Genomic DNA, 12,170 nt, shown 5'->3' with positions numbered 1-12,170 from the left:
GCGCTGATAGTGCTGCTCAAGGCAAGCTGAGCCGCATCCCTGCCCCGCACATGCGCTGGTGTTTAAGGCTGCGCCACTCCATCGCGCCGACTATATTTTTTATACTGCGTCTATACCCGTTTCGCCGGTACGGATGCGCACCACCTGCTCGACTGCCTGCACGAATATCTTGCCATCGCCTATCTTGCCGGTACGTGCAGCCTTGATGATCGCCTCGACCGCCCGCTCTACCACTGCGTCGTCGACGACTGCTTCGACTTTGACCTTGGGCAGAAAATCAACCACGTATTCCGCACCGCGATAGAGTTCGGTATGGCCTTTTTGACGACCGAAGCCCTTGACTTCGGTCACGGTCAAACCGGTGACGCCCACTTCTGCCAGCGCTTCGCGCACTTCGTCGAGTTTGAACGGCTTGATAATTGCGGTAACTTGTTTCATCGAAACTCCTTGATTGGTTGCACGCTGTTGATTGCATGCTGATATGTGTAGTCTACGCCGTGGTCGATATCGACCGACAGATTTTATTCATTGTGCCATCATTCGCGAAATTTGGATGTAATCGGATAACGCCAGTCACGACCGAATGCCCGGTGCGTGACGCGTATGCCGACCGGCGACTGGCGCCGCTTGTATTCATTGATCTTGATCAGGTGCGTGATGCGGGCCACGTCTTCGGCGCGATAGCCGGCGGCGATGATCTCGGCGCCACTTTGATTTTCTTCCATGTACATCTGCATGATCGCATCGAGTATTTCATACGGCGGCAATGTATCCTGATCGGTTTGATCAGGACGCAACTCCGCCGATGGTGCACGCGTCAATATCCGCTCGGGGATCACGTCGGACACCGTGTTCCGATAAGCGCACAGGCGATACACCAGCGTCTTCGCGATATCCTTGAGCACTGCAAAGCCGCCCGCCATATCGCCGTACAGGGTGCAATAACCGACCGCCATTTCGCTCTTGTTACCGGTCGTCAGCACGATGGAACCATGCTTGTTCGACAGCGCCATCAGGATGGTGCCGCGTATGCGCGCCTGGATATTTTCTTCCGTCGCATCCAGCGGCAAGCCCTGGAATTCCTTTGCCAGCGTACGGTTGAAGGCCTCGAAGCAGTCGTTGATGCCGATCTCGTCATAACGCACGCCGACGCGCTGGACCATGTCGCGAGAATCCACCCACGAGATTTCCGCCGTGTAGGGCGATGGCATCATGATGGCGCGCACCTTGTCTGCGCCGAGCGCATCTACCGCGACAGCCAGCGTCAATGCCGAATCGACGCCGCCCGACATGCCTATCAGCACGCCCGGGAAGCCATTCTTGCCGATATAGTCGCGCACACCCAGCACCAGCGCCTTGTACACTTGCGCCTCGACGGCCAGCTCTTCGACTATCGTGCCGCTGACCGGCTGGCCGCCATCGAATTCAATGATTTGCAGGTCTTCGGCGCAATGCTGCAATTGCGCACGCATGGCGCCTTGCTGATCGAGCACAAACGAATTGCCATCGAAAATCAGTTCATCCTGGCCGCCGACCAGATTGGCGTACACCAGGCTCATGCCATGCACGGTGACATTCGTGTGCATCACATCGACGCGCAGATGCTGCTTGTTCATGTGAAACGGCGAACCGTTAGGTACCAGCAGCACTTGCGCGCCCGCTTCCGCTGCACACGCAGGGGCATGCGAAAACCATGTGTCTTCACAAATATTGATGCCGAATTTCGTGCCTTTTACATCGAAAACCAGCGGCAGATCGGCCGACAGAAAATACCGCTTTTCATCAAAAACTGTCGCGTTCGGCAAATCGTGTTTGTAATACGTCGCGCTGATGCATCCATTCAGCAAAATCGAAGCGGCGTTGAAGCGCAGGCCTTCCTTTTCAACCGGATGGCCGACGATCACGTGCACATCTTTCAACGCGGCCAGATCGGCGGCAAGCGCATCCAAGGTCTGCGCCGTTTTTGCGTAGAATGACTGACGCAGCAGCAAGTCTTCGGGCGGATAGCCGACCAGTGACAATTCCGGCGTCAAGACTATGTCTGCGCCTTGTGCGGCGGCACGCCGGGAAAATTCAGCGATCTTCGCGCGGTTGCCGGCCAGATCACCGACGGTACTGTTGATTTGCACAATGGCGACTTTGACTGTCATGATATGAGTAATCAATACGGAGTAATGAGAGAGCGTGAAGCTCCGGAATGCATGGATAAAAACAAATCAAGCAAAAATGCGTCGCTTAATTATCGCACGCGTATCGTGTCTTCCCTGTCAGAAATCGGCCAGCCTGCATGGGATGCATTGGTTCAACTGCAGCCGGGAGCCAATCCATTTTTATCGTTCGCCTTTCTCGATGCGCTGCATGCAAGCGGATGCGCGTCGGCACAATCGGGCTGGCAAGCGCAATTCCTGACACTCTGGCGCCAGGAAGACGGGCAGGATGACGCTGGCCTGGTCGCAGCACTGCCGTTGTATGTAAAGAGTCACTCCTACGGCGAATATGTGTTCGACTGGGCCTGGGCCGAAGCCTACCAAAACCATGGGCTGGAATATTATCCCAAACTGCTGTCGGCCATCCCCTTCACGCCTGTCACCGGCAGCCGCTTGCTGGCGCGCGATGCAGCAGCGATGGCAGCATTGATCAGCGCACTGAGTGCGGTACAGGAAAGCAATACCTTTTCTTCCACACATGTCTTGTATCCGCCGCAGGAACAGGCTGAAATGCTGCGCGCCGCCGGCTTCCTGTTGCGTACCGGCGTGCAATTTCACTGGCTCAATGCCGGCTACAGCACGTTTGATGAATTTCTCGATACGCTGGAACGCAAGAAGCGCAAGAATATACGTGCAGAACGGCGCAAGGTGCAGGAAGCCGGCGTCAGTTTTCGCCATGTATCAGGGCATCAGGCGAGCGACGCCGACTGGACTTTTTTCCTGCGTTGCTATGAACATACCTATGCCGCACATCATTCCACGCCTTACCTGAACCTGGATTTTTTCCTGCGCATAGGTGCAACGATGCCGCAGAATATATTGCTGATCGTGGCCGAACAAAATGGCCAGCCGATTGCATCATCACTGCTGATCCATGATGAACATACAGTCTACGGCCGCTACTGGGGCGCGCTGAAACACATCGATAGCCTGCATTTTGAAACGGCCTATTACCAGCCGCTGGAATTCTGCATAGCCAATAAAATGGCGTGTTTTGAAGGTGGTGCACAAGGCGAACACAAGATGGCGCGCGGCTTCCTGCCGCAAAAAACATGGTCAGCGCATAAACTGGCACATCCGGCATTTTCCAACGCAATCGAGGATTTTTTGCAGCGTGAAGCCGGTGGCATAGAATCGTATATGGACGAGTTGCATGAACGCAATCCATTCAAGTTGTAAAAAATGTGCAACAGACAGATTTTTCATTTCAAGAGCTTGTTAAAAACTTAACATCAAGGCATGCTAGCAGCACGATGACATTTATAGCTACTCTCCCTCCTCCTCCGCAGACCAAACTGACCCGTATCGGGCGTTTTTCCATCAAACATGAGCTCGGCCGCGGTTCCATAGGCGTGGTTTACCTGGCACACGATCCGATCATCGATCGTGATGTGGCGATCAAAACCTTCCGCAGCCGCCTGTCCATGGTGGAAAGAAAACAGCATGAGCAGCACTTCATCAATGAAGCGCGCGCCGCCGGCCGTCTCGCCCATGCGAATATCGTCACTATCTATGAAGCGTCCAGCGAAGGGGACTCGACCTATATCGCAATGGAATATCTGCAAGGCCGCGAATTGAGCAAATTGCTCGATGCCGGTCATCGCTTCAAGCCGGACGATGTGGCATCGATAGCATGGAAAATTGCCGATGCGCTGGATCACGCGCACAAGCATGGCGTCGTGCACAGGGATATCAAGCCAGCCAATATTTTCCTGCTGGATGACCATCAACCCAAAATCGTCGACTTCGGTATTGCGCGCACACCCAACAGGATCTCGGACCAGCCGCAGTCAAACGACGCGCCGCTTACCCTGTTCCATGACAATATTCTGGGAACCCCCAATTACATGGCGCCGGAACAGGCGATCGGGCAAACGGCCGATGCGCGTACCGACATTTATTCGCTCGGTGCCGTGATGTATGAAATGCTGACCTTTCGCAAACCTTTTCAGGCGGAAGATACGGACAAATTGCTGCATCAGATTGCATTCAAGGCTGCGCCTGAACCGCACACGGTAGAGCCTGGCGTACCGCTGGCACTGTCAAAAATTGTCGTGAAAGCGATGAGTAAAAAAGCCGACAAGCGTTACCAGACGGCAGAGGAAATGGCGCTCGACATCAAGCGCCACCTGACACGTACCAGGCGCGAACATGAACGCCCGGCCAAAGCGGCCGCTGACGAACAGCCAGCCAATGCACCGCACTTCCATACCTCGCGCCTGTTCTGGCCGGTATGCGGCGTATTGGTCGCCGGCTTGATCGTCGCCTATACGACATTGTTGCGCTAAGGCTTACGGCTTGCCGGCGTGAGCCGGCCTGGGCTTTCATCAATACGCCTGGCGCGCTCGACAGAAACCGAGCATAGACAGGCCGCAATAAAAAAGCGCACCCGCGGGTGCGCTTTTTACTTCACTGACAAGGTGCCTCAGGCCAGCGATTTTTCGGCGTGTTTTTTATACGCTTCCACACTGGACATGATTTCCGCCTTGGCTTCATCCGGACCGAACCAGCCGTCAACCTTGACCCATTTGCCTTTTTCGAGATCTTTGTAATGCTCGAAGAAATGCTGTATCTGCTGCAGGCGCAAGTCATTCAAATCTTCCGGCTTTTGCCAGTGGCTGTAGATGGACAGAATTTTGTCGACCGGCACAGCCAGCAGCTTGGCATCGCCACCTGCTTCATCAGTCATTTTCAATACACCTATCGTGCGGCAACGCACGACTACGCCAGGGTGCAGCGGGAATGGGGTAATCACCAGCACATCGACTGGATCGCCATCGTCGGACAAAGTCTGCGGAATATAGCCATAGTTGCATGGGTAATGCATCGCCGTACTCATGAAACGATCGACAAAAATCGCGCCGGATGCCTTGTCAACTTCGTATTTGACCGGATCGGCATTCATCGGGATTTCGATGATGACATTGAAATCGTTTGGCAAATCTTTGCCGGCAGGGACTTTATTCAGACTCATGGTGTTTTCTCAAAAGTGGGAAGAATGGTGCAAACCGTAGATTATAACGGCTTTCATTATTGCGTTTGCTGGATGGAAGCACCTTCCTGGAGCCGCGCAGCGACTAAAAGGTCGTCGCAAACGCGCATTGCCGATAATGCGATGCGGCTTCTTCTGTGTGATGCAAGGCTTCATGCAATTGCGCCAGCTTCAGATGCACTTCCTGCAGCATGCGCGGACCGCTGGCATGCGACAAGGCTTGCTCCAGTTGGCGCTGCGCCTTGCCCCACAGATTTTGCCGCAGGCACAGGGTGCCGAGCGTCAATGCGAGTTCCGCATCGGTAGGATATTTCTTGCTCCACTCTTCGCAACGCTCGATTTGCGCCAGCAATGCAGGCGTACCTTCGTCCGCGGCAGCGGCGCGATAGGCGCGCAGCAAACGATCATCCCATTCGGCGGCCAGTGCTTTTTCGACTATCGCGCGCGCATCATCCTGCAAGCCGTGCTGCGTAAATGCTTCTGCCGCATGCGCGGCAATAAATGCCTTGATCCTGTCTTCTGCCGGTATGCTCCACCATACATTGCGTACCGATTCTGCATCGTTCGATGGCGCTTTCAACAAATCCTGATAAGCCAACTCACGCAAGCGCTTGGACAAGGCGGGATGCAAGGCATTGTTCTTGTCCAGCGTGCGCACCAGGCGCAATACTTCCGGCCAGTTATGTGCACGTTCATTGGCCTTCAGCGCCATGCGCAATGCATGTATATGACGCGTGCCGCTGGCATTCAATTCCTTGACGACATTGAGTGCCAGCTCCGGCTGGCGCTCGTCGACCAGCAGTTCGATTGCCGTCATCAGGCGCGCGGTTTTCAGCGCCTGGTTTTCTTCCACCGTGGCCAGCCAGGTATCGCGACGTTCGGTTTGCTGCATCCGATGCGCGGCACGCGCGCCGATCAGCGCGGCCAGGCCTGCATTGTCTGGCGACTCCGTCGCCCGCATCGCGGCTTTTTCAGCGTGGCCGAAACGGCCTTCAAAATAAGCCTTCAATGCATCGCGCAAGGCTTGATTGCCTTTGCGTTCCTGCTTTTCACGGCGATAGGCGGCGACACGTCCCGGCATTCTTTGCGCCACGCGTATCGTCTTCAGCACCGCATAGATGATGAAGAACAGCAGGATGGAAAGCAGGATGAAAAAGTTGAGCGACAGATCAACCCGGTATGGCGGATAGAAAAATACAACGTTACCGGGATTGAAACGCGCCACGACAGCCAATCCGATGGCAGTGGCAAACAGAGCGATGACCCAGAGAAATATGCGCATAGTGAAAACGTTAGGCAATCATTGTTTGTTAAGAGTTGAGCTCAAAGCTGAACTTAAGGCTTCGCTTTGTAGTTGCGCACTGCGTTCAGACTCTCTGAAAGGGTAGGCATTTCGATGGCCAGATTGCTCGCCTGCACCTGCTTCAACATCGCCTGCGCAGTCTGCGTTTGCCTGGCGCGGGTATCAAAATATTTAGCTATGCTGTCTTGCGAGGCGATCATGTCGCTGCGGAACGCCGCTTCATTGCGCGACAGCAGCGCCAGCCTTGCATTGAGCAGGCGCAGCTTCAGATTCTCGCGGGCGTAATACGCCTGCGTCGGCGACAGCAGCAAGGCATCCGATGTGGCGACACTGCGCACACGTATGAGTTGCCGGATTTCACCCCACATTTCATTGGACCAGCTTTGCCATTTGGCGTTGGCTACCGCCAGCCATTCATTTGTCGCTGGTGCATCCACCACAGCGGGCGTTTTGCCGGCGCTGGCCTTGACTGGCTCACGCCGCATGTTTTTCGGCTCACTTGCCGGTAATGCCGGTTTTTCATCCGACAACAGCGGCATCGTATCGATCTGTCCGATCACACTATCCAGACGCAGGGCGACACCGGTCAGATCCAGGCTGGGCAATGCCTTCAGGCGGGCGATGTCATGTCCTATCGCGCGTCGCACATTGACGAATTGCGGCGTATCGGAACGCGACAAGCGCGCATCGGCATTTTGCAGGGCGATCAATGCGCCTTGCACATTGCCGGCCAGCTGCAATTGCTGGCTGGCGGTAGACAGCACCTGTTCGATTTCAGCCAGTGCCCAGTCTTCGCGCTTCTTGAATAAATCCTGATACAGCTGCTCCAGCGCAAGCTGCTGGCTTTGCGCTTCTATCTGCTTGCTTTCCAGGACATTGACCTTGGCTTGCAATTCGGTGATGGTTTCCTGCGCCGACTTGACGATGACCTTGGTCTCGGTGTTGACCGCATCACCGCTTTGCATGCGGCGCGCGACTTCATTGCGCACGCCGGAAAGCTCGCGGCGCGATACCCACCACTGCGCCGCAACCAGCAAGGCCAGCACGACAAGGGCGGCATAAATCAGCCGCTGGCGCGTTCTTGCCGCCGCATTTTCCTTGCGTAGCGGATCGGCGTTCGATGCGAAAACAGGATTGGCCGCTGCAGCAGGAGTCGCTGGCGGCGTAGGTACTGGAGGTGTCGGCATGTCGTTCATGAGTGAGATTGTAACGCGGCTAACAATCCGTCGTCGCCTGATCTGGTGAGGGTGATATTGCTGAAACCCAGCAACTGCGCGGTTTCAGCGATGCGTACGTGCGATACGATCATTCTTTGTTGTTGCATTTTTGCGACGCCCTCCGATACATCGAGTTGTGCAACCATCTTCGTCAAAATGCGCAAGGCTTCCGAACTGGTCACTATCCAGTCGTTCTGACCACACAACAAGCGTTTCAGTTCGCTGCGACGTGCCTCGTCCAATGCCGGCGCCGCTCTGCGATAGGCTGCCAGCGGCGTGACCTGCACGCCGGCGGCACGCAAGGCATCGCCCAGCAACTCGCGTCCGGTTTCGCCGCGCACGATCAATACCCGTTTGCCGCGCAAGGCCGGCAGGTCCAGTTCAGCCAGCAAGGTTTCCGAGTCGGTGCGTTCCAGATCGGTCGGACTGATGATCGTGCTGTTTTCTGCTGTCAGTCCATGTCTGGCCAATGCGCTGCGGCTGCCTTCGCCGACCACCGCCAGCGCAATCGTGTGCGGCCAGTCGGGACGCGCAGCAAGGGCGGCATCGATGGCATTCGGGCTGACAAAGGCAATCAGCGCATAGCCGCTGAGGTCGCGCAAGGCTGCCTGCAACGGCGCCTGATCGGCCAGCGGCAGGATCTCGAGCAGGGGGAAAATGACAGCCTTGCGACCCAGCGCGGCAACGCGCCGTGCCAGCTCGCCTGCCTGCGCCAACGGCCGCGTGATGACCACTTCATTGAGCACGCCATCGACTGCATCATGCACGACAGTATCAGGCATCCCCGGCGGCGTCCGTGTGACATGAAGCCAGGATTTCAGTGGCTTCCTGCTGGTGCAGTACGGCGGCGATCTGGCTGCCCAGAGCTTCCGGTGCATCAGCCGGCCCCGTCAGGTCGGCGCTCGCCACGCGTGCGCCATCGGGCGTGGCGATCATCGCGCGCAAACGCATCGTGCCGCCATCTACCGTTGCAAATGCCGCCAATGGGATCTGGCAACTGCCACCGAAATTCCTCGAAACGGTGCGTTCCGCCGTCACTGCCTGCGCCGTCGCTGCATGGTTGAGCGGTGCCAGCCATTGCTGCAAATCGTCACGTTCGGCATGAATTTCAATTGCCATCGCGCCTTGTCCGGGTGCCGGCAAGCTTTGCTCCGGCTCAAGGAAGGCGCGTATGCGTTGCGGTAAACCCAGCCGCTTCAAGCCGGCGGCAGCCAGGATGATGGCGGCATATTCACCCTTGTCGAGCTTGCCCAGCCGTGTATCCAGGTTGCCGCGCAAGGGGCGGATCACCAGTTGCGGATGGCGCGCGGCGATCAATGCCTGACGGCGCAGGCTGCTGGTGCCGACCACTGCACCAGCCGGCAATGCATCCAGCGATGCGTAATCGTTCGAGACAAATGCATCGCGCGGATCTTCACGCTCCAGCACTGCCGCGAGCTGAAAACCCTCAGGCAGCGTCATCGGCACATCCTTGAGCGAATGCACGGCAAAATCGGCACGACGCTCGGCTATCGCGACTTCCAGCTCCTTGACGAACAGGCCCTTGCCGCCCACCTTGGACAGGGTACGGTCAAGAATTTGGTCACCGCGGGTGGTCATGCCAAGAATCTCTATCGAACACTGCGGATATAATAAGGCCAACTTTTCGCGTACATGCTCGGCTTGCCACATGGCCAGACGGCTTTCGCGCGATGCAATGATTAATTTTTTCGGGGGTGGAAATTTCAACACGGCTTCTTTCGATTTCTGTCGGGAGACTGCTGAACTTGATCTATCGCAGGCGATAGGCGCAGGTTCTGCAGACTTTTTGATGACACCACTCACGCGGTGACATCGCAGATTTTTGGATAAGGATATTCTTGAAATTTTAGCATGCGCCTCCGCACAAAAGCCTTACCATTCCATCCTTATCATCACCAACACGCTGATTGCATTCCCCGACCATGGCAAAACAACTGAAAACCAAGCCTCGCGCAACCCCCACTGCTGCCAACAAAGATGCACCCCTCAAGGAAGACATACGCCTGCTCGGACGCCTGCTCGGCGATGTATTGCGCGACCAGGAAGGCGATGCCGTATTTGAAGTGGTGGAAACCATACGCCAGACCGCAGTGCGCTTCCGCCGCGAAGCCGATGCACAGGCCGGCACCGACCTGAACAAACTGCTGAAAAAGCTGACGAAGGAACAGACCATACTGGTGGTGCGCGCCTTCTCGTATTTCTCGCATCTGGCCAATATCGCCGAAGATCAGCATCACAATCGCCGCCGCCGCGCACATTTGCTGGCCGGCTCGGAACCGCAGGAAGGCAGCGTATCGTACGCACTGGCCAAGCTGCATGAAGCCGGCGTCACCGGCTCGACGGTGCGCAAGTTCTTCAAGGATGCCTTGATTGCCCCGGTACTGACGGCCCATCCAACCGAAGTGCAGCGCAAGAGCATACTCGACGCCGAACACGATATCGCACGCCTGCTGGCGGAGCGCGATTCGCCGATGACGGCCAAGGAACGCGCAACCAATACCGAGCGCCTGCATTCACGCGTGACGACCTTGTGGCAGACACGCCTGCTGCGCTACTCGAAACTGACGGTTGAAGACGAGATCAACAATGCGCTGTCCTACTACCGCATTACCTTCCTGCACGAGCTGCCTGCGCTGTATGAAGATATCGAAGCAGAAATTGCCGAACAGTTTCCGCAGCGCGCCAGCAGCAATGCCAAGAGCGAAATGGCGACTTACGTGCAAATGGGCAGCTGGATAGGCGGCGACCGCGACGGCAATCCGAATGTCAATGCCGGCACCATGCAACTCGCGCTGGCACGCCAATCGACGACGATTATCGATTTCTACCTGGAAGAAGTGCATGCACTGGGCGCAGAGTTGTCGATTTCAACCTTTCTCGCCGGCGTCAGCCCGGAAGTGCAAATCCTGGCCGATCTGTCGCCGGACTCTTCCGAACATCGCACCGATGAACAGTATCGCCGCGCATTGATAGGCATCTATGCGCGCCTGGCCGCCACTGCGCGTACACACGGCGCCACCAACATCCTGCGCAAGGAAGTCGGTCCGGCCGCACCTTACGAAGCCGCCAGCGAATTTTCGCGCGACCTGCAGGTATTGTTTGATTCGCTGGAATCGCATCACGGCATCGCCTTGACCAAGCCGCGCCTGACTACCCTGCTGCGCGCAGCGGAAATCTTCGGCTTCCATCTGGCGACGCTGGACATGCGTCAAAGCTCGGATGTGCATGAACGGGTACTGGCCGAGCTGTTCAACCGCGCACAGGTCGAATCCCACTATGCCGATTTGCCGGAAGACAGCAAGGTCGCATTGCTGCTGGCAGAACTGGAAAAACCGCGCCTGCTGTATTCGCCGTATGTCGAATATTCGGATGAAACCAATTCCGAACTGACCATCCTGCGTGCCGCCAGCGAAATCCGCAAACGTTACGGCGCACGCGCGATCCGCAACTACATCATCTCGCACACGGAAACCGTGTCCGACCTGCTCGAAGTGCTGCTGCTGCAGCGCGAAACCGGCCTGCTGCGCGCCAACTCGGACAAGGCTGCGGTCGATGAGCTGGAGTTGATGGTGATCCCGCTGTTCGAGACTATTCCCGACCTGCGCCTGGCTGCCAGCATCATGGAAAAAGTGATGGCGATACCGCTGGTCAGGAAGCTGATCGCCAAGCAGGGTCATCTGCAGGAAGTCATGCTCGGCTATTCGGATTCGAACAAGGATGGCGGCTTCCTGACCTCGAACTGGGAACTCTACAAGGCTGAAACGCATCTGGTCGAGGTGTTCAACCATGCCGGCGTCAAGCTGCGCCTGTTCCATGGTCGCGGCGGCACCGTCGGTCGCGGCGGCGGACCAAGCTACGAAGCGATACTGGCGCAACCGCCAGGCACCGTGAACGGGCAGATACGTCTGACCGAGCAGGGTGAAATCATTGCATCCAAGTTTTCCAATCCGGAAATCGGCCGCCGCAATCTGGCGCTGCTGGTTGCGGCCACGCTGGAAGCAAGCCTGACGCCGGCCCCGTCCGACACCAGGCATGCAAAGAAACTCGCCGAGTTCGAAAGTGTGATGGGCGAGCTGTCCGAGCTGGCATACCATGCCTATCGCAATCTGGTGTATGAAACACCGGGCTTTACCGATTACTTCTTTTCCGCCACCCCGATCGCGGAAATCGCCGAACTCAATATCGGTTCACGCCCTGCCTCGCGCAAGGCGACACGCCGGATTGAGGATTTGCGCGCCATTCCATGGGGATTTTCATGGGGTCAATGCCGTTTGCTGCTGCCGGGCTGGTACGGTTTCGGCAGCGCAGTGGTGCAATGGCTGGAACAGGGCGAGAACAAGGCCAGGCGCGTCGCCACACTGCGCGCGATGTGCAAGGAGTGGCCATTCTTCGTCACGCTGCTATCGAACATGGATATGGTTTTGTCAAAA

The 12,170-nt window shown here is 56.7% G+C and carries 10 protein-coding genes; 3 read left to right on the top strand and 7 right to left on the bottom strand.

Translation table 11 applies throughout. The annotated features are described in order from the left end of the window. Nucleotides 1–99: 99 nt before the first annotated feature. Entirely contained in the window at nt 100–438 is a 339-nt protein-coding gene (locus tag Q7T06_RS00545) for a P-II family nitrogen regulator (protein ID WP_304778346.1), read from the bottom strand. A gap of 98 nt (nt 439–536) precedes the next feature. After that, the gene (locus tag Q7T06_RS00540; protein ID WP_304778343.1) at nt 537–2,150 is read right to left on the bottom strand and encodes an NAD+ synthase; all 1,614 of its coding nucleotides are present in this window, start codon (nt 2,148–2,150) and stop codon (nt 537–539) included. Between the two features lie 51 nt (nt 2,151–2,201). Between Q7T06_RS00540 and Q7T06_RS00535 the strand changes: the two genes are divergently transcribed. Together Q7T06_RS00535 and Q7T06_RS00530 are read left to right on the top strand one after the other, a co-directional pair. Next, nucleotides 2,202–3,386, top strand: coding sequence for a GNAT family N-acetyltransferase (locus tag Q7T06_RS00535; protein WP_304778340.1), 1,185 nt, complete (start codon nt 2,202–2,204; stop codon nt 3,384–3,386). A gap of 74 nt (nt 3,387–3,460) precedes the next feature. Then, nucleotides 3,461–4,495, top strand: coding sequence for a serine/threonine-protein kinase (locus tag Q7T06_RS00530; protein WP_304778337.1), 1,035 nt, complete (start codon nt 3,461–3,463; stop codon nt 4,493–4,495). Between the two features lie 137 nt (nt 4,496–4,632). Here Q7T06_RS00530 and ppa read toward each other — a convergent pair whose 3' ends face one another. The 5 genes from ppa to hemC all read right to left on the bottom strand — a co-directional run bounded on the left by ppa (nt 4,633) and on the right by hemC (nt 9,447). Then, nucleotides 4,633–5,181, bottom strand: coding sequence for an inorganic diphosphatase (gene ppa, locus Q7T06_RS00525; RefSeq protein ID WP_304778334.1), 549 nt, complete (start codon nt 5,179–5,181; stop codon nt 4,633–4,635). 103 nt (nt 5,182–5,284) lie between these two features. Further along, entirely contained in the window at nt 5,285–6,481 is a 1,197-nt protein-coding gene (locus Q7T06_RS00520; protein ID WP_304778331.1) for a heme biosynthesis protein HemY, read from the bottom strand. Nucleotides 6,482–6,534: 53 nt separating this feature from the next. Beyond that, nucleotides 6,535–7,698 carry a uroporphyrinogen-III C-methyltransferase gene (locus Q7T06_RS00515; RefSeq protein ID WP_370652324.1) on the bottom strand — a complete coding sequence of 388 codons (1,164 nt, stop codon included), beginning with the start codon at nt 7,696–7,698 and terminating at the stop codon, nt 6,535–6,537. Next, nucleotides 7,695–8,501 carry a uroporphyrinogen-III synthase gene (locus Q7T06_RS00510; RefSeq protein ID WP_304778324.1) on the bottom strand — a complete coding sequence of 269 codons (807 nt, stop codon included), beginning with the start codon at nt 8,499–8,501 and terminating at the stop codon, nt 7,695–7,697. Before Q7T06_RS00510 ends, Q7T06_RS00515 begins: the two co-directional genes overlap by 4 nt. Further along, a complete protein-coding gene (gene hemC / locus Q7T06_RS00505; protein ID WP_304778321.1) occupies nt 8,494–9,447 on the bottom strand; it encodes a hydroxymethylbilane synthase in 954 nt (317 codons plus the stop codon). Before hemC ends, Q7T06_RS00510 begins: the two co-directional genes overlap by 8 nt. A 215-nt stretch (nt 9,448–9,662) precedes the next feature. Between hemC and ppc the strand changes: the two genes are divergently transcribed. Then, a partial coding sequence (gene ppc, locus Q7T06_RS00500) for a phosphoenolpyruvate carboxylase (protein WP_304778318.1) occupies nt 9,663–12,170 on the top strand: 2,508 nt, incomplete at its 3' end.

Origin of the sequence: Herminiimonas sp. (assembly GCF_030645555.1) — a bacterium.
GTDB lineage: Bacteria > Pseudomonadota > Gammaproteobacteria > Burkholderiales > Burkholderiaceae_D > Oxalicibacterium.
The sequence above is the reverse complement of the archived record's forward strand: the minus strand, read 5'-3'. Positions and strand labels throughout refer to the sequence as shown.

Excerpts from the sequence above, each read along its gene's own strand:
- Q7T06_RS00545 (WP_304778346.1), bottom strand. The coding sequence starts at position 438 with ATGAAACAAGTTACCGCAATTATCAAGCCGTTCAAACTCGACGAAGTG.
- Q7T06_RS00540 (WP_304778343.1), bottom strand. The coding sequence starts at position 2,150 with ATGACAGTCAAAGTCGCCATTGTGCAAATCAACAGTACCGTCGGTGAT.
- Q7T06_RS00535 (WP_304778340.1), top strand. The coding sequence starts at position 2,202 with ATGGATAAAAACAAATCAAGCAAAAATGCGTCGCTTAATTATCGCACG.
- Q7T06_RS00530 (WP_304778337.1), top strand. The coding sequence starts at position 3,461 with ATGACATTTATAGCTACTCTCCCTCCTCCTCCGCAGACCAAACTGACC.
- ppa (WP_304778334.1), bottom strand. The coding sequence starts at position 5,181 with ATGAGTCTGAATAAAGTCCCTGCCGGCAAAGATTTGCCAAACGATTTC.
- Q7T06_RS00520 (WP_304778331.1), bottom strand. The coding sequence starts at position 6,481 with ATGCGCATATTTCTCTGGGTCATCGCTCTGTTTGCCACTGCCATCGGA.
- Q7T06_RS00515 (WP_370652324.1), bottom strand. The coding sequence starts at position 7,698 with ATGAACGACATGCCGACACCTCCAGTACCTACGCCGCCAGCGACTCCT.
- Q7T06_RS00510 (WP_304778324.1), bottom strand. The coding sequence starts at position 8,501 with ATGCCTGATACTGTCGTGCATGATGCAGTCGATGGCGTGCTCAATGAA.